This window comes from Streptococcus sp. 517s, assembly GCF_054445985.1.
Genome location: NZ_CM136847.1, coordinates 307903 through 326501, shown reverse-complemented (window position 1 = coordinate 326501; position 18599 = coordinate 307903). Strand labels below are relative to the sequence as shown.

Annotated in this window: 15 protein-coding genes and 1 pseudogene; 3 read left to right on the top strand and 13 right to left on the bottom strand. The window is 44.4% G+C overall.

Annotated features, from left to right (window positions below; translation table 11 throughout):
- The first annotated feature begins 40 nt into the window (after window positions 1-40).
- The gene (locus ACVX3R_RS01780) at window positions 41-1006 is read left to right on the top strand and encodes a siderophore ABC transporter substrate-binding protein (protein WP_458795247.1); all 966 of its coding nucleotides are present in this window, start codon (window positions 41-43) and stop codon (window positions 1004-1006) included.
- A gap of 31 nt (window positions 1007-1037) precedes the next feature.
- Here ACVX3R_RS01780 and yidD read toward each other — a convergent pair whose 3' ends face one another.
- The 12 genes from yidD to treP form a co-directional block, all read right to left on the bottom strand.
- Entirely contained in the window at window positions 1038-1280 is a 243-nt protein-coding gene (yidD, locus tag ACVX3R_RS01775; RefSeq protein WP_007519230.1) for a membrane protein insertion efficiency factor YidD, read from the bottom strand.
- Entirely contained in the window at window positions 1280-2002 is a 723-nt protein-coding gene (locus tag ACVX3R_RS01770; RefSeq protein WP_001222234.1) for a pseudouridine synthase, read from the bottom strand. Before ACVX3R_RS01770 ends, yidD begins: the two co-directional genes overlap by 1 nt.
- Window positions 1989-2558, bottom strand: coding sequence for an SMC-Scp complex subunit ScpB (gene scpB, locus ACVX3R_RS01765; RefSeq protein WP_458795246.1), 570 nt, complete (start codon window positions 2556-2558; stop codon window positions 1989-1991). The genes ACVX3R_RS01770 and scpB overlap by 14 nt, the downstream gene beginning before the upstream one ends.
- Before the next feature lie 18 nt (window positions 2559-2576).
- Window positions 2577-3305, bottom strand: coding sequence for a segregation/condensation protein A (locus tag ACVX3R_RS01760; RefSeq protein ID WP_049550437.1), 729 nt, complete (start codon window positions 3303-3305; stop codon window positions 2577-2579).
- Window positions 3305-4039: a site-specific tyrosine recombinase XerD gene (xerD, locus tag ACVX3R_RS01755; RefSeq protein WP_458795665.1), complete on the bottom strand. Its 735-nt coding sequence runs from the start codon at window positions 4037-4039 to the stop codon at window positions 3305-3307. Before xerD ends, ACVX3R_RS01760 begins: the two co-directional genes overlap by 1 nt.
- Complete coding sequence (gene cbpB / locus ACVX3R_RS01750) at window positions 4036-4497, bottom strand: cyclic-di-AMP-binding protein CbpB (RefSeq protein ID WP_000560694.1); 462 nt, start codon at window positions 4495-4497, stop codon at window positions 4036-4038. Before cbpB ends, xerD begins: the two co-directional genes overlap by 4 nt.
- Window positions 4494-5015, bottom strand: a complete 522-nt coding sequence (locus tag ACVX3R_RS01745; RefSeq protein WP_458795245.1) for a metallophosphoesterase — start codon at window positions 5013-5015, stop codon at window positions 4494-4496. Before ACVX3R_RS01745 ends, cbpB begins: the two co-directional genes overlap by 4 nt.
- Window positions 4991-5962: a nucleoside-triphosphate diphosphatase gene (locus ACVX3R_RS01740; protein WP_458795244.1), complete on the bottom strand. Its 972-nt coding sequence runs from the start codon at window positions 5960-5962 to the stop codon at window positions 4991-4993. The genes ACVX3R_RS01745 and ACVX3R_RS01740 overlap by 25 nt, the downstream gene beginning before the upstream one ends.
- Window positions 5959-6753, bottom strand: coding sequence for a glutamate racemase (gene racE / locus ACVX3R_RS01735; protein ID WP_000370379.1), 795 nt, complete (start codon window positions 6751-6753; stop codon window positions 5959-5961). The genes ACVX3R_RS01740 and racE overlap by 4 nt, the downstream gene beginning before the upstream one ends.
- A 205-nt stretch (window positions 6754-6958) precedes the next feature.
- Window positions 6959-7207: a YneF family protein gene (locus ACVX3R_RS01730; protein WP_000364987.1), complete on the bottom strand. Its 249-nt coding sequence runs from the start codon at window positions 7205-7207 to the stop codon at window positions 6959-6961.
- 260 nt (window positions 7208-7467) lie between these two features.
- Window positions 7468-9093: an alpha,alpha-phosphotrehalase gene (treC, locus tag ACVX3R_RS01725; RefSeq protein ID WP_458795243.1), complete on the bottom strand. Its 1626-nt coding sequence runs from the start codon at window positions 9091-9093 to the stop codon at window positions 7468-7470.
- Window positions 9094-9270: 177 nt separating this feature from the next.
- The gene (gene treP / locus ACVX3R_RS01720; protein ID WP_458795242.1) at window positions 9271-11214 is read right to left on the bottom strand and encodes a PTS system trehalose-specific EIIBC component; all 1944 of its coding nucleotides are present in this window, start codon (window positions 11212-11214) and stop codon (window positions 9271-9273) included.
- 184 nt (window positions 11215-11398) lie between these two features.
- Here treP and treR point away from each other — a divergent pair, with 184 nt between their 5' ends.
- Both treR and ACVX3R_RS01710 read left to right on the top strand, forming a co-directional pair.
- Entirely contained in the window at window positions 11399-12112 is a 714-nt protein-coding gene (gene treR / locus ACVX3R_RS01715; RefSeq protein WP_458795241.1) for a trehalose operon repressor, read from the top strand.
- A gap of 253 nt (window positions 12113-12365) precedes the next feature.
- Window positions 12366-17550, top strand: a pseudogene (locus ACVX3R_RS01710) (SIALI-17 repeat-containing surface protein).
- Window positions 17551-17617: 67 nt separating this feature from the next.
- Here ACVX3R_RS01710 and mraY read toward each other — a convergent pair.
- The gene (mraY, locus tag ACVX3R_RS01705; RefSeq protein WP_458795240.1) at window positions 17618-18598 is read right to left on the bottom strand and encodes a phospho-N-acetylmuramoyl-pentapeptide-transferase; all 981 of its coding nucleotides are present in this window, start codon (window positions 18596-18598) and stop codon (window positions 17618-17620) included.
- Between the last annotated feature and the right edge of the window lies 1 nt (window position 18599).

Sequence of the window (18599 nt, the reverse complement as noted above, 5' to 3'; positions counted from 1 at the left end):
GACTCCCTAGATCGTTATCACATTTTAAAAAGGAGAAATCATGAAAACATCCCTTAAACTTTATCTCACTGCCCTAGCGGCTAGCTTCTTGCTCTTACTTGGTGCATGTAGTACAACTAAAACTACGAAGCAAACAGAGACAAGCAGTTCTGCTCAAACAGAAGTAACTATCAAAAGTTCACTAGACGATGTCAAACTTTCAAAGGTTCCTGAAAAGATTGTTACCTTTGACCTTGGTGCTGCGGATACTATTCGTGCTCTTGGATTTGAAAAAAATATCGTCGGAATGCCTACAAAAACTGTTCCGACCTACCTAAGAGAGCTTGCAGGGAATGTCAACAATGTGGGTTCTATGGTTGAGCCAGACCTAGAAGCCATCGCTGCTCTTGAACCAGATTTGATCATTGCTTCCCCACGTACCCAAAAATTCGTAGACAAGTTCAAAGAAATTGCTCCGACTGTTCTCTTCCAAGCAAGTAAGGACGACTACTGGACTTCTACCAAGACCAATATCGAATCATTAGCTGCCGCCTTTGGTGAAACTGGTACACAGAAAGCCAAGGAAGAATTAGCTAATCTAGACAAGAGCATCCAAGAAGTCGCAACTAAAAACGAAAGTTCTGACAAAAAAGCCCTTGCTATCCTCCTCAACGAAGGAAAAATGGCTGCCTTTGGTGCCCAATCTCGTTTCTCTTTCTTGTACCAAACCTTGAAATTCAAGCCAACTGACACTCAATTTGAAGACTCTCGCCATGGTCAGGAAGTTAGCTTTGAAAGTGTGAAAGAAATCAATCCTGACATCCTCTTTGTCATCAACCGTACCCTTGCCATCGGTGGGGACAACTCTAGCAACGACGGCGTCCTAGAAAATGCCCTCATTGCTGAAACTCCTGCCGCTAAAAATGGTAAAATTATCCAACTAACACCAGACCTCTGGTATCTAAGTGGTGGCGGACTTGAATCAACTAAACTTATGATTGAAGACACTCAAAAAGCTTTGAAATAAACAAGAAAACCCAACATCATCTGATGTTGGGTTATTTTTTTTCTTGATTCCGTTTTAGTGAAAAGTGGTCTGGAACAGGATCTTTTCCTATCGGCGACCAAGGATGGCATCGGAAAATTCGAGCCAAGCCCATCAAGACACCCTTGAAGCCATGTTTTTCAATAGCCTGAATCATGTAGTTGGAACAAGTAGGCTCAAAGCGACAAGAGGGGGGAAAGGCTGGTGAGATAAAACGTTGGTAAAAGCGTACTGGCGCTATTAAGATTCGTTTCATTATTTCTTGGTTACAGCCATAGTGTGTAGTTGGCTGATTTCTTTTTTATTAAGGCGACGGGATTCTCCTGGACGAAGACCTGTCAAGTCTAAGTGTCCAAAACGTGTCCGAGACAACTTATCCACTTGAAGACCAACAGCTTCAAACATCTTTTTAACCTGATGATTACGCCCTTCGTGGATGGTCAACTGCACCACAGAGCGATTTTTAACTGGATCCACTTTGAGAATCTCATAGACAGCTGGCTTGGTTTTCTTGCCATCAATCTCAAGACCACGGGTCAAGGGGCGGAGATTATCCTTATTGGCCACACCTTTAACACGCGCGACATAGACCTTATCAATCTCATTACGGGGGTGAATCATCTCATCCGTAAAGTCACCATCATTGGTCAAAATCAAGACACCTGATGTATCCCAGTCCAAACGTCCCACAGGATAAATGCGTTCTTTGACATTTGGCAAGAGGTCTACAACAGTCTTGCGGCCCTTGTCGTCTGTCACACTGGAAATCACTCCGCGCGGTTTATTAAGCAGATAGTAGACCTTTTCTTCGTTGTAGATGGGTTGACCTTCAACTTCGACCTTATCGCCAGTCTTGATGGTTGTTGCGAGTTCACGTACCACTTGGCCGTTAACCGTCACCAAGCCTTGCTTGATCAACTCTTCTGCTTTTCTCCTACTGGCCACACCTGCGTGGGCAATATACTTATTGATTCTCATCTTCTTCTATCCTTTCACCAAATAATTGGCTTTCTTGGGCTTGAATCTCAAGCTCATCAATCACTGGCAGTTCTTCCAAATGGTTAATCCCCATGTAATCTAGGAAATAATCCGTAGTCACATAGAGGTTGGGGCGGCCCAACACTTCTTTTTTCCCGTTTTCTTTAATCAAGTCAAAAGCCTGCAACTTTGCCAAGGCTCCACTCGAGTTAACCCCACGAATAGCATCAATTTCTATCCGTGTGATGGGTTGCTTGTAGGCAATGATGGACAAGGTCTCAAGGGCAGCCCGAGACAAACTTTGGTTGATGGGCGCCTTGGAGTATTCCTTCAAAATCGCTGCAAATTGAGGCTTGGTGACCAATCTGTATGCACCACCTGTCTCGATCAGAGACAAGCTGGAATCCTGGTCTTCTCCATACTTATGGGCTAATTTTTCTAAACTCTGTTGGATGCCTGTCGGTGGAAGTGAGAGGAGTTCAGCCAACTGACGGACCCGAATCCCATCTTCACCTGCTACAAACAAGAGCGCTTCTATTTCTGCTAAAGTACTCATCTTTCCTCTCTATCAAGTCTAGCTTTGTGCCTCTTGACTTTCTTCCTTCTTTTCCATGAGATAGATATCTCCGAAACTCTCCTCTTGCACGAGGATCAGTTCCTGAGTTTTGATTAACTCTAGGGTTGCCAAAAAGAGGGTAATAACCTCTTGAACATTCTGGGCTTCCTTGAACAAATCCTGCAAGCGCAACTGGTCTCGTCCAGACAAGGACTCTTTTACGATGACCATCATGTCCTCAATCTTATACTCATCCCGCAGGATAGTTGTATGATTCTGTGCGAACTCCTCTTTTTTCTTGGCTAGGATATTTGAAAAAGCCAAAAAGAGGTCAATGGTCGTCTTGTCATGCACAAGCTCCGCATCCTCATAAATCAACTCTGTTGGCGCTTTGGAATAGTACTGGGCCCGATCTTGGTGCTTAGCCTCCAAGTGCTCACCCAAGAGCTTGAACTTGCGGTATTCTTCGATTTGAGAGAGAAGGTCCTGCTCCAGGTCATCCTCCAAGTCTGTCACTTCTGCTACCTTTGGCAAGAGCTTGCGACTCTTGATCAGCATCAGCTGACTAGCCATGACCATATACTCGCCCGTCACTTCCAGACGCATTGCCTGCAGAGTTGAGACATAGGCTAGATACTGTTCGATAACTTCTGTAATGGGCACATCGTAAATATCCATCTGGTACTTAGAAACCAGGTGCAAGAGCAGATCCAGGGGCCCTTCAAAATCTTTTAATTTAATATCCATTATCTATATTTTTCTAAGGTCAGGACTGTTTTTAATCCTAGTTTTTTTGCAATTTCGTACAAATCGACCTTGTTTTCTATCTGTCTTAGAATGAACTGTTCCCGCAAGGCTTGAGCGGATAAGGTGGGGAAACCTTTCTCCTTGACAAAGGACTCCAGCTGACGAAAGGCCCACTGACGAGAATAAGCTTTCCCTCCCCTTTCAAAGAGATAGGTCTGCCCCATCAAGGATTCTAGCTCTGGAATCAAGGGCGTAGGAATAGTGACAATCCTCTGTTGGGAAGCCTTGTTAATTCGCAACACCTGAAAATCCAGATTGATATCCGCAACCTTAAGAGCTAAAATCTCACTTGGCAAGAGCCCTAGTTCCAAGATAAGAAGCGCCAGCAAGCGTCCTTCTGGATAATTACTTTCCTGCCAAAAAGACTCTAGGTCTAGAATCTCTGGTTTTTCAGTCTTCTTTTCAGCTTGTTTAGCTAATTCCAAACGGTAAAAACTGTCCACCTCTCCTTTTCGATAGAGAAAGTAGAGAAATTGGTTACAAGCCGAAAGTTTTCGCTTCTGGGCGCTGATTTTTAGATTGGCTAGCTGGGCTTGGTAAATCTTGAGACTGGTCTCAGAGATCCGCTCACCTACAATGTCTAAAAATTGCTCCAAATCATACTTATAGGACTGCTTGGAATTGGCAGACAAACCCTGCTTTCCCTCTAAAAAGTCTGAAATCCTCTCTCTCATTTGCATCGAATCTCATATTCCTTACTAAAGTCATGCAAGAGGGCATTGACGGCCTTGAGGATAGATTTGCGCGTGATGATTCCTTGAAAAATCCCTTCATCATCTACCACTGGCAAGAAGGGTTCATCCACCAGTTTATGGAGGACCTCTGTAATGTTATAGTCTGGAGCGACAACTGCCACATCCGTCTTGGTCATATTGACGATGTCTGTCTTTGCCATCTGCTCATCCGTCAAACCTTGCTCCATTTGATAAGCTAAAATGTCTCTCAGACCAATGGTTCCGACAAAGCGTTTGTCAAAGGTCACAACAGGGATACGGGTATAAGTGATTTGGCTCAACACTAAAATCGCATGGTCAGCGTTATGGGTATCGATCAAGGCTGCTAGATTCTCAGCAGGGGTAAGAAATGTCTCTTCCTGCTCCAATAAAAATGCTTCAAATTCCTTGGCAATCATCGAGCAAACTCCCTGGACAAGCCTGGGTAAACCTCATGATTACGTGTCAAAAAGTCTACTTTGAAATAGCTGTCATCAATCTCTACACGGGCATAGAGGCATTCTCTGATGGTTCCTCGTGGTTGGCTGATGGAACCTGGATTTAAAAAGAGTGTTTTGCCTTCCATCCAAGCATTTGGCACATGCAAGTGACCATAGAGACAGATATCGGCATCTTCTTCCTGAGCCCAGTAGTCCAACTTTTGAAAGTTGAAATTGATGTCAAACAAGTGTCCATGCGTCTGTATGATCTTGGTCGGACCAAGTTGAGTCACCAAACGTTCTGGGTAGCCAGCATAAAAGTCCATGTTTCCTTTGACGACATGAATGCCTTCCCAGAGCGGAGAGTCTGGACGGAGTTCTGAGTCACCATCGTGAAAAATGGCATCAACTTTCCCCACATAGCGATCACGAATTTCTTCGACAATCAAGCTATCTCCGTGGGAATCACTCATTACAATGATGGTTTGCTTTGCCATGATGGAAATACCTCCAAAAGTTTCTTAACGGCTAAGGCACGGTGGGATTGGCTATTTTTTTCTTCAAGGGTTAATTCAGCTGCTGACTTGCCTGTCTCTCCCACAAGGAAGAGAGGATCGTAGCCAAAGCCATTTTCACCCTTGGGTTCAAAGTTAATGTAGCCTGGCCAGTCAGCTTCAACCACCAAGCTTTCCTTGTTTGGACTAGCTACAACTAGGGTTGTATGGAATTGAGCCGAGCGGTCCTTGAGTTCAAAGACCATGGCCAATTCGTGCAAGAGTTTGGCGTTATTTTCACGATCAGTTGCTCCCACTCCTGCAAAACGGGCTGACCAGACACCTGGCAAGCCACCAAGGACATCAACTTTGAGACCAGAATCATCTGCCAAAACCATCTTGCCTGTTAATTGGGAAATAGTTTCTGCTTTAAGTCGAGCATTTTCTTCAAAAGTCATGCCAGTTTCAGCTACTTCAGGCAGATCTGGATAGTCATTGAGATTTTCCACATCGTAGCCTAACTTGTCAAAGATAGCTCGGAATTCCTTGGTCTTGCCTTCGTTACGAGTCGCAATGAGCAGAGTTTCTCTGACCTTGCCAGTATCAAAGAAGGCTTCTACATCGACTCCTTCTTTAGGCAATTCTACATGCAGGAGTTGCCCATTTTCTATCAAGAGCAAGGCCCCCTGACGTTGGATGACTTCTAGATTGCGGCCTGCTTCTGCATTTAAAATCTCAACGATAAAGGAGAGCAGACGAAAGTTAGAAGACCAGCGCATCACCGTTATCGTAATCGGAAAGCCGTTTTCCTCGTCACGAAAAATCCGCGCTAAATCTATAAAATCAAGCTCGAGAGGATCTTTGATAAGGCTATAGATGCCTCCATAGACATCCCAGACACCGACATACCAGTCCTGGTCATCCTTGTATTCATAAATTTTGTTTGTCATAAAGTTACATGCTCCACATGAATCTCTTTTTCCAGCCATTCTGCTCCAATCTGGGCAAAACTTTGGCTATTGGCTGTTGTGTAAAAACGATGTTGAAGAGGTCCCGCATCTCGGCTACGATTGATTTCAAAATAGTTAAGCAAAACCGAGATATCCCGTACACACTCTGCCCCACTATCAATGAGTTGAACCTTTGGTCCCATGACATTTTGGATGATAGGGCGAAGGAGTGGGTAATGGGTACAACCCAAAATCAGGCTATCCACCTTTCCAACCAAGGGGCGCAGGGTTTCATAGACCACTTTCTTTGTTACACTGGTTGACAGGGCACCAGACTCGACCAAGGGGGCAAACTTGGGACAGGCCAAACTTTCCACCTGTAAGTCTGGATCCAAATCATGGATTTTTTGACGGTAGATATCTGATTGGACCGTCATGGGTGTTCCAATGACTCCGATTTTCCCACCTTGACTGGACTTGATAGCTGCCGAAGCTCCTGGCAAAATCACACCTAGGACGGGAATATCTAGTTGGGCCTTGATTTCTTCCCAGACGACCGCCGTCGCAGTGTTGCAAGCAATGACAATCATCTTGACATCCTTGGTCAAGAGAAAGTTGACCAACTGCCAAGTATATTCACGAATTTGCTCAGCAGGACGGGGACCATAGGGCGCCCGCGCCGAATCTCCAATATAGACGATTTCTTCATGGGGAAGCTGGCGCATGAGCTCACGAACAACGGTCAAGCCCCCGACACCCGAATCCAAAAAACCAATTGGTCGATTATCCATACAGTCTTCTTTCTAGTCTTTTTCTGATTGATAGTTCATCATGATTACTCGTCCTAAATAAACGGATAGACAGCTTGATGGAATGTCAACTGCCTCTCTCTTAATCATAATCAAATATCAATAGAATGCAAGGAAAAAGTCTCATCCCTAAACCATAGCCAACATAGTGAGAAGTCTGGAACTTTCATCCCAGACTTTTCCTTATTTATTTTTTCTTTTTATTGTTAGCAAGAGCTGCTTTTTGTTGGCGGATGATTTGGTGGTAAACTTGTTGTACCTTGGCTTCGCTTGGTTTTTGACCATTTGCACTCAAGAGAGCACGAACTGCCTCAGCGTTCAAACGTGGGTTGTCCGCAAATTCTTTTTCGATTTGCTTACGAACCAAGTACATCCCTCCAAGAGCTCCTCCTAGAAAAGCTAGCACAATCAAGACAATTGCTAAAAGTAAGTCCATTCTTTTTCTCCTGTTTCTTTTTAAGTCTTCTATATTATACCATAAAGTGACTTTCCTGACTAGTTTGTTTTACGCTTTCAAGAAGGGCACAATAGGCGACAAAAAAGGAGCTCCTCATTTCGATGAAAGAGAGCTCCTTGCTGCGTTTATGCTCAATGAAAATCAAAGAGCAAACTAGGAAGCTAGCCGCAGGTTGCTCAAAACACTGTTTTGAGGTTGCAGATAGAGCTGACGCGGTTTGAAGAGATTTTCGAAGAGTATTATTTTACATAAATAGCCAGTGTTTGATACGGTTTTAGAAGAATTTTTTCTGATACTTCTACATTTTCATAGTTTGAAAGCAAAATTTGTCCATTTTGGTAGGCTGTTGGCAAGTCAATTTCTACTTCTGTAGCGTAAAAGTTATTGAGCACTAGTAACTTTTCATCCTCATACTGACGTTCAAAGGCATAGACTTGCTGACTGTCTTCAAAAGCTGGTTTGTAGCTTCCTTCTGAGATGATCGACATGTCCTTACGAAGCCGAATCAAGTTTTGGTAGAAGGTGAAAATTGGGCCTTGAATTTCATTTTCTACGTTGATGTGAGAGTAGGATTTTCCTGCCTTCAGCCAAGGAGTTCCTTTTGTGAAACCAGCATTTTCTGAAGCATCCCACTGCATAGGAATGCGTGAATTATCTCGTGACTTAGCCTGAATAATCTGGAAGGCTTCTTGATCACTTTTCCCTTCTTTTAAGAGCATCTGATAAGCATTGACGGACTCGACATCCACATAATCATCCATGGAAGCATAATCAGGGTCAATCATGCCAATTTCCTCACCCATGTAGATATAAGGTGTCCCACGTGACAGATGAATGCTGGCAGCAAGCATGGTCGCCCCTTCATTGCGGAAATGTTGAATATCGACAAAACGATTCAATGCTCGCGGTTGGTCGTGATTGTTCCAAAAGAGGGCACTCCAGCCGTTTTTGTCACTCATTTCCTTTCCCCAGCTATGGTAAAGTCTTTTCAACTCTTCGAAATCAAAGGGAGCCAAGGTCCACTTTTGTCCATCCTTGTAGTCCACCTTGAGATGATGGAAATTAAAGGTCATGGATAATTCCTGACGATCAGGTGCCGAATAGAGAACACAGTTTTCCATGGTGGTTGAGGACATTTCCCCAACTGTCATAAAACTATCATCTGATCCAAAAGTGGCTTGATTCATCATGCGCAAATAGTCATGAACGATGGGCTTGTCTGTGTAAGCTGGCTTCCCTTCATTTTCAGGACAATCCACTAAGACCTCATCCTTGCCGATCAAATTGATCACATCAAATCGGAAACCTTTGACTCCCTTGTCGCACCAGAAATTAACAACCTTGAAAAGCTCCTTGCGAACATTGGGATTGCGCCAATTAAGGTCAGCCTGAGTCTCGTCAAAGAGGTGGAGGTAATATTTCCCTGTATCCCCGAAAGGCGCCCAGGCAGAGCCACCAAACTTAGACTGCCAATCTGTCGGTTGGTCTTGGATGAAGAAAAAGTCTTGGTAATACTGGTCGCCAGCTAGGGCCTTCTGAAACCATTCATGCTCTGTCGAGCAATGATTGAGCACCATATCCAGCATAAAGTCAATCTTGTGCTCCTTACCGACACGCACCATCTCCTCAAAATCAGCCATATCACCAAAAAGAGGATCTACTGCCATATAATCTGAAATATCGTAGCCATTATCCCGTTGGGGGCTTGGATAGAATGGATTGAGCCAGACCATATCCACGCCCAGTTTGGCTATATAGGGGATCTTTTTGATAATCCCACGGAAATCCCCAATACCATTTCCAGTGGTGTCTTTATATGATTTTGGATAGATTTGATAGACTACTTTTCCTTTATCAAGTGCCATCTGTTTCTCCTTTTCTGGTAAAAGGGAGGAACCTGTGTTCCTTCCCTGTTTGTTTTATTACAATTATACTCAATGAAAATCAAAGAGCAAACTAGGAAGCTAGCCGCAGGTTGCTCAAAGCACCGCTTTGAGGTTGCAGATAAAGCTGACGTGGTTTGAAGAGATTTTCGAAGAGTATTAGATTCGTGTAGCGACCATGAGAGCTGCCCCAGCTTGGATAGTTGTTGGATAAGTTCCAGTGATAGTCGCTGTATAAGCATCTTGGTTAGTGATGATAACTGGAGTTTCTGTCACGAGACCTGCAGCCTTAATAACATCTATATCAAAACGAATCAATTTCTGACCTACTGTGACGTGGTCTCCTTGGGCTACAAGACTTTCAAAACCTTTGCCATCAAGACCGACTGTATCCATACCGATGTGGATGAGCAATTCCACCCCCTCATCAGAGACAATACCGATGGCATGCTTGGTAGGGAAAAGAACCGTCACTGTCCCATTGACTGGAGAAGTCAACTCACCTTGGCTTGGTTCAATGACTAGACCTTGTCCCATGACACCTGATGCAAAAACAGGGTCTGTCGCTTGACTCAATTCTTTCACTTGACCTGTAAGTGGGCTGACAATTTCTACTGGAGCAAGGGTTACTGGTTCATGACTGACAAATTCTGCCTGTAAGGCTGTATCATCCTCTGTCTTTGTAAAGAGACCGACTTTGCGGAAGAAGAAAGTCAAGAGCATTGGTACAACAATAGCAACTAGCATGGTTCCTGCAAACGGCAGCATGTATTGAGGTTGAATAGAGAGGATACCTGGCAAACCACCGATGCCGATAGAAGCCGCCGTTACATTGAAAGTAACGGATAACATCCCTGCAAGGGCTGAACCAATCATCCCAGCTACAAATGGATAGATGTATTTGACATTGACCCCAAAGAGGGCTGGTTCTGTAACACCGAGATAGGCTGAAATGGTTGCAGGAAGTGAAATCTGAGCCTCACGCTCATCATGGCGGTGCATGAAATAATAGGCAAATACGGCAGAACCTTGAGCAATATTAGAAAGAGCAATCATTGGCCAAAGGGCAGTTCCGCCAGCATCCGCAATCAATTGTGTATCGATGGCATTGGTCATATGATGCAAACCAGTGATGACAAATGGAGCGTATAGGGCACCAAAAATGGCACCGAAGAGCCATTTAACGGGACCCGTCAACCCTGCCAAGACAACTGCTGAAAGTCCTTGACCAATTGTCCAACCGATTGGTCCCAAGACAGTGTGAGCCAAAATCAAGGCTGGAATCAATGACAAGAAAGGTACAAAAATCATGGAAATGACTTCTGGGATATGCTTGCGCCAGAAAATTTCAAGATAAGACAGACTCAAACCTGCAAGCAAGGCTGGAATAACTTGAGCCTGATAACCAATACGATTAACAGTAAAGTATCCAAAATTCCAGACCCAGTTGGCTGCGATTTCTTCTGTTGAAGTAGACGCTACTGCATAGGCGTTGAGCAACTGTGGTGAAACCAAACAGATCCCGAGAACAATTCCCAAAATTTGGCTGGTTCCCATCTTACGAGAGACAGACCAGGTAATTCCTACTGGCAAGAACTGGAAGATCGCTTCACCAGGCAACCAGAGGAAGTGATTAACCCCTGCCCAAAACTGAGAGGATTCTGTGATGGTCTTACCATCCAACATCGACCAATGCACCCCTTCCAATACATTACGGAAACCGAGGATTAGTCCACCAACAATCAGGGCTGGAATAATCGGTGTAAAGATTTCCGCTAGGGTGGTCATGACACGTTGGACCACGTTTTGATTGCTCTTAGCTGCCGACTTGGCTGCTTCTTTGGAAACACCCTCAATGCCTGAAACAGCTGTAAAATCATTGTAAAAAATTGGCACGTCATTCCCGATAATCACCTGAAATTGACCCGCGTTGGTAAAGGTCCCTTTGACGGCTGGAATCGACTCGATGACCTTGACATTGGCCTTCTTTTCGTCTCCGAGAACAAAGCGCATCCGTGTCGCACAGTGGGTTACGGCAGTAACATTCTCCTTGCCTCCGATTGCTTGAAGCAGATCTTTGGCTTCTTGTTCAAATTTTCCCATTTGATTCTCCTTATAATTGTCAAAGCAAGCTTGATTTGATAGTTCTATTGTAAACGATACCAAACTTGTATGCAACTTGTTTGTGATAAAAAGAGGATATTTTTGTATATTTTCTAGCACTTGTATGGTAAAATAGATACAGGTGTCCATTGAACTAGACTAAAAACCCATTTAAGGAAGCAAAATGAAGAAATACCAACAACTATTTAAGCAAATCCAAAAAACCATTCAAAACGAGACATACGCTGTCGGAGATTTCCTCCCCAGCGAGCACGAACTCATGAAGCAGTATCAGGTGAGCCGTGACACCGTCCGAAAAGCTCTGTCCCTCCTCCAAGAAGAAGGATTAATCAAAAAGATAAGGGGGCAAGGTTCTCAAGTTGTCAAAGAAGAAACGGTCAGCTTCCCTGTCTCCAACCTAACTAGCTACCAAGAACTGGTCCAGGAACTTGGACTGCGCTCTAAGACCAATGTGGTCAGTCTGGACAAGATCATTATCGATAAAAAATCCTCACTAATAACCGGTTTCCCAGAGTTTCGGATGGTTTGGAAGGTGGTCCGCCAGCGTGTGGTGGATGACCTGGTATCGGTTCTGGATACGGACTATCTGGATATGGAACTGATCCCAAATCTCACTCGCCAAATCGCTGAGCAGTCTATCTACTCGTATATAGAGGACGACCTCAAACTCCTTATTGATTATGCTCAGAAAGAAATTACCATTGATCACACGGGTGACCGAGACAAGATTCTCATGGACATTGGCAAAGACCCTTATGTCGTTTCAATCAAGTCAAAAGTCTATCTCCAAGACGGGCGTCAGTTTCAGTTTACCGAAAGTCGCCATAAATTAGAAAAATTTCACTTTGTTGACTTTGCCAAAAGACATCCGAAATAAATACCTACAGTTGGGAATACTCTCAACTGTTTTTTAGTAGTAAATAAAGGAGTTGATAGTTGGAAAAGAGGCACTACTTGCTACTTATTCTACTATTTTAAGAAAAAACAACAGCAAATATGTATCTTGCTAAAAAGCTCTTGACAAATGCTAAACGATCATTAGAATGGGAAGTGAGGAGATAAATAGAAACAAATTAAACGGGACTGCTTCATAAAATGTAAGCGATTTCGAATAAACAAAGGAGAGTTTTATGAAAAAACACTTTTGGGAGAAATCCTGTCGCTATAGCATCCGCAAGCTGACGGTTGGGACTGCTTCTGTTTTACTGGGAGCTATTTTTCTAGTCAACCACACTGTAGCTGCAGACAGTGTTTGAGGTCAAGCAAACTGAACCAAGCTCTGTCGAAACTATCACTAAGCCTGATAGTGAACCCAAAACAGATGAAGCTACTGAAACTACAAAACCGTCTCTAGCCGAGAGTCCCGTAGTTTCCGAAAGCAAACCAGCTGAGGAGAGTCAGAAGACAAATAGTCAAGCCAGTTAAGAAGCCATTGTCGAAGCTAAAGAAAATAAGGAACCTGAAAAAGCAGATCAACCGGTGACAAAGCAAGAAAACTATCAACTCAACTACGATCAGCCAACAGCTCCCTCCTATGATGGATGGGAAAAACAAGCCCTTCCTGTCGGAAATGGAGAGACGGGAGCCAAGGTTTTCGGACTCATTGGCGAAGAAAGAATCCAGTACAACGAAAAGACCCTCTGGTCAGGAGGACCACAACCCGATAGCACCGACTATAACGGAGGAAACTACAAGGAGCGCTACAAGGTCTTAGCAGAGATACGTAAAGCCCTCGAAGCTGGTGACCGTCAAAAAGCAAAACAGCTAGCTGAACAAAATCTAGTTGGATCAAACAATGCCCAGTATGGACGTTACCTAGCCTTTGGAGATATCTTCATGGTCTTCAATAACCAGAAGAAAGGGTTAGATACTGTAACTGATTATCATCGTAATCTAGACATCACTGAAGCCACTACGACCACTTCTTACACCCAAGATGGGACCACCTTCAAACGCGAAACCTTCTCCAGCTATCCTGATGATGTCACTGTGACCCACTTGACCAAAAAAGGAAACAAGACACTTGACTTTACCCTTTGGAACAGTTTGACAGAAGACTTGCTTGCTAATGGCAACTACTCTTGGGAATATTCCGACTATAAGAATGGTCATGTCACTACAGATGCAAACGGAATCCTTCTAAAGGGAACTGTCAAAGATAACGGCCTCAAATTTGCATCCTACCTAGGAGTTAAAACGGACGGGAAGGTGACTGTACAGGACGAAACTCTAACCGTTACAGGCGCAAGTTATGCGACCCTCTATCTCAGTGCCAAGACTAACTTTGCTCAGAATCCAAAAACCAACTATCGAAAAGACATTGACCTAGAAAAAACAGTTAAAGGGATTGTCGAAGCAGCTAAGGCCAAAGACTACGAAACACTAAAAAAAGCCCATATCAAGGATTATCAAAGTCTCTTTAACCGCGTTAAACTAAACCTAGGTGGAAATAAGACTGCTCAAACGACAAAAGAGGCCCTTCAAGGCTATAACCCAGAAAAAGGGCAAAAATTGGAAGAACTCTTCTTCCAATATGGCCGATATCTACTCATCAGTTCGTCTCGTGATCGGATAGATGCCCTTCCTGCCAACCTACAAGGAGTCTGGAACGCTGTAGACAATCCACCTTGGAACGCTGACTACCACCTCAATGTCAATTTGCAAATGAACTATTGGCCAGCCTACATGAGCAACCTTGCTGAAACAGCCAAGCCAATGATCAATTACATTGACGACATGCGTTACTATGGTCGTATCGCTGCTAAGGAATACGCTGGTATCGAATCCAAAGACGGACAAGAAAATGGTTGGCTGGTCCACACCCAGGCGACACCATTTGGCTGGACTACTCCAGGCTGGAATTACTATTGGGGTTGGTCTCCAGCTGCTAACGCTTGGATGATGCAGAATGTCTATGACTACTATAAATTCACCAAGGACGAAACTTATCTAAAAGAAAAGATTTATCCAATGCTCAAGGAAACAGCTAAGTTCTGGAACTCCTTCTTGCACTATGATAAGGCCAGTGACCGTTGGGTGTCTTCTCCATCCTACTCACCTGAACACGGGACCATTACCATCGGAAATACCTTTGACCAATCGCTAGTCTGGCAGCTATTCCACGACTACATGGAAGTCGCCAACCATCTGAATGTCGACCAAGACTTAGTCACAGAGGTCAAGGCTAAATTTGACAAACTCAAACCACTTCACATCAACAAAGAGGGACGCATCAAGGAATGGTACGAGGAGGACAGTCCCCAATTCACAAATGAAGGGATTGAAAATCACCACCGTCACGTTTCCCATCTAGTTGGTCTCTTCCCAGGTACGCTCTTTAGCAAGGACCAGGCTGAATACCTAGAGGCTGCGCGTGCTACCTTGAACCACCGTGGAGATGGTGGTACGGGTTGGTCTAAGGCCAATAAAATCAACCTCTGGGCTCGTTTGCTGGACGGTAACCGTGCCCATCGCTTGCTCGCTGAACAGCTCAAGTATTCAACCCTAGAAAACCTTTGGGATACCCACGCACCTTTCCAAATCGACGGCAACTTTGGAGCAACCAGCGGGATGGCAGAAATGCTCCTCCAATCACACACTGGCTATATCGCCCCACTGCCAGCCCTTCCTGATGCTTGGAAAGACGGTCAGGTTTCTGGCTTGGTTGCTCGAGGAAACTTTGAAGTCAACATGAAGTGGAAAGATAAAAACCTGCAAAGCTTGTCCTTCCTTTCAAATGTCGGTGGAGACCTGGTTGTAGATTACCCAAATATCGAAGCCAGCCAAATCAAGGTCAATGGCAAACCAGTCAAGGCAACTGTGCTTAAAGATAATCGTATCCAGCTTGCAACGCAAAAAGGTGACGTCATTACCTTTGAACACTTCCCTGGTCGTGTAACCAGTCTGACAGCCGTTCGACAAAATGGTGTCACCGCCGAACTTACCTTCAACCAAGTAGAAGGCGCTACCCACTATGTCATCCAAAGACAAGTGAAAGACGAAACTGGCCAAACCTCTGCGACCAGAGAATTTGTAACCAATCAAACCCACTTTATTGACCGATCACTCAATCCTCAACATGCCTACACCTATACTGTCAAGGCGATGCTGGGCGAGCTTGCCACACAAGTTTCTGAACAGGCCACTGTCGAAACCTATAGCGAGTTGATGGACGACCGAGATAGCCGCATCCAGTACGGAGCTGCCTTTGGAAACTGGGCAGACTCAGAATTATTTGGAGGAACAGAAAAATTTGCTGACCTTTCAAAAGGAGACTACACAGACGAAGACCTCACTGCCACCATTCCTTTCACTGGTGTTGGTATCGAAATCTATGGACTGAAATCGTCTGAATTAGGTCTTGCCACTGCTAAAATTGATGGCAAAGAAGTCGGCGAGCTTGACTTCCATACTGCTGGGGCAACTGAAAAAGGTAGTCTCATCGGTCGCTTCGCAGGATTATCTGACGGTCCGCACACATTAACTCTTAGTGTTAAACGTGAGCACAAAGGACGTGGTAGTGAGCGCTCGAAAATTTCATTAGACTACTTCAAGATCCTATCAGGAACAGGCAACACGATTGAAAAAATGGATGATCGTGATTCGCGTATCCAGTATGGTTCCCAGTTTAAGGACTGGTCTGACCCTGAACTCTACGGAGGTACGGAAAAATACGCTGATATTAACAACAGCGACTCTAGTACAGCTTCAGAAGCTCAGGCAACTATTTCCTTTACAGGAACGGGCATTCGTATCTATGGCTTGAAGAGCCTTGCCCTTGGACGAGCACGTGTTACACTAGATGGCAAAGAAATGTCAAGTCTAGACTTCTACACTTCAGGTGCGACCGAAAAGAGAGCCTTTATTGGCGAATTTACAAATCTCACTGACGGTCCGCACACCCTGACATTACAAGTTGACCCAGATTCGCAAGAAGGTCGCAAGAAAATCTCTCTAGACTCCTTTGATATCATCAAAGCTCCAGCTGTTGGTATAGATAGCCCTAGCATCGCGCCTCTTAAGGAAAATGACAAAACCATTTCCTTAAGCCTACCAGCTGGAGATTGGGAAGCCATCGCAGTGACCTTCCCAGGTGTCAAAGATCCTCTAGTTTTGCGTAAGGTGGATGAAACGCATCTAGTTACAAGTGGAGATCAGACTATCCTATCAATCCAAGACAATCAAGTTCAAATCCCAATCCCTGACGAAACCAATCGCAAAGCTGGAAATGCCATTGAAGCTTATTCCATTCAAGGAAATACCACAAGTAGTCCTATCGTAGCCGTCTTTACTAAAAAGGATGAAAAGAAAGTTGATGAGAAACAACCAACTACAAGCAAGGGAGAGGAACCAGCTCCAACTGTTGAAATTCCTGAATACACCGAGCCTATCGGAACGGCAGGGCAAGAGGAACCGCCTACAGTGACAATACCTGAATACACTGAGCCTATCGGAACTGCGGGAGAACAAGAAGCTCCAACAGTAGAAATACCTGAATACACCGAGCCTATCGGAACTGCAGGAGAAGAAGAAGCTCCAACAGTTGAAATTCCGGAATACACCAACCCTATCGGAACGGCAGGGCAAGAGGAACCGCCTACAGTGACAATTCCGGAATACACCAACCCTATCGGAACCGCAGGGCAAGGAGATGCGCCTACTGTTGAAAAACCTGAGTACACTGACCCTATCCGAACTAGTGGGGATCAGGCTGCTCCAACCCTTAGCCTTCCTGATTATCCAGTTCGAGTCTTAAAAGACAAGGAAACTGGAGTGGAAATCATTGGTGGAGTCACTGACTTAGAAGGAATTTCTCACATCTCTAGCCGACGTGTCCTAACTCAGGAACTCTTTGGTAAGACCTATGATGCTTACGACCTACAACTTAAAAATCCAACAGATCATAGCTTGCAGCCAAAAGGCTCTGTCTTGGTTCGCTTGCCTATTTCAGCTAGCGTAGAAAATATCTACTACATCACTCCGACCAAGGAGTTGCAATCCCTTGATTTCACCGTTCGAGACGGAAAGGTAGAATTCATCACTAATCATTTCAGTACCTATGCTGTCGTCTATCAAGCTACTGGAACAAGCTCTAACACTGAGGAAAAACCAAGTGCTTCAGATGAAGAAACCTTGGCACACGAGACTGAACAATTTCCAGCTAGTCCGAGCCTTGCTAAAGCTGGAAATCATTCTCCTAAAGAAGAACTTCCAGCAACAGGAGAAGCGTCCAACCCACTCCTCTTCTTAGCAGGACTCAGCCTAGCCCTTACAGCCACTTTTATGTTAAAAGGAAGAAAGGATGACTCCAACTAACTTTTAACATCACAAAAACAGGATGAAGAACAACTTCATCCTGTTTTATTTTGTAATCAAAGGTTATTTACAGCAGGTATAAAAAGGCTAGGGTCAAGAGACTTGCTAGAAGTCCAACTCCCCAAAAGAAGAAGTCAACCTTCCACTCGCTCCAAGGATTGCCCTTGCCTGAGAATCCTCCAAGCTCAAAATGGTGGTGGACAGGTGTCATACGGAAAATACGCTTCCCACCACTAAGTTTGAAGTAGGTGACCTGCATCATAACAGAGCTTGTCTCAAAGACGTAAATGATCCCAATCAGCAAAAGGGTCCATTCTTGATGGAGGGCCATAGAGATTGCTGCCAGCATCCCACCTAGAGCCAAACTTCCAACGTCACCCATAAAGACCTTAGCAGGCTTATGGTTAAAGACGAAGAAACCTAGCAAACCACCAATCATGGCAAGAATCACAAGAAGGATATCCAGTTGATTTTGCATATAAGCAATCACACCGTAGGCCGATAAGCTAATCACCACGGAAATACTTGCTAAGCCATCGATCCCGTCCGTCAGATTCACCGCATTTGAAAAGCCAACTAGCCAGAAAAGGGCAAAGAAAATATAGAAAATTCCCAGATGAACTTGGTAGCCAAAGACTGAAAGCATGTCGCCACCACGCTCATAAAAGAGGTAGAAAATCACTCCTCCAAGCAGCTGGAGAGCAAGCTTTTGTTTAGGATTCAATCCTTCGTTGATCTTACGGAAAATTTTGAGGAAATCATCCAAAAAACCTACTAAACCATACAAAACCAAGATAAACAAAATCATGCCTACATTGTTAGTCAATTGTTGGGTAAAGAGAGCGACAAGGAAGCTCACAACTACTGCAACGATCAGGAAGACAAGACCTCCCATGGTTGGAGTCCCAGCTTTAGCTTGGTGTTGCTTGACATCCTCGTGCATCTGCTGACCCGTAATCTGTGCTTTTCGATAAAATCGGATAAAGGCTGGAATACCTATCAAGGTCAATAGAAAGGCTAGAACTCCAGCACTAATGGAACTAATCATC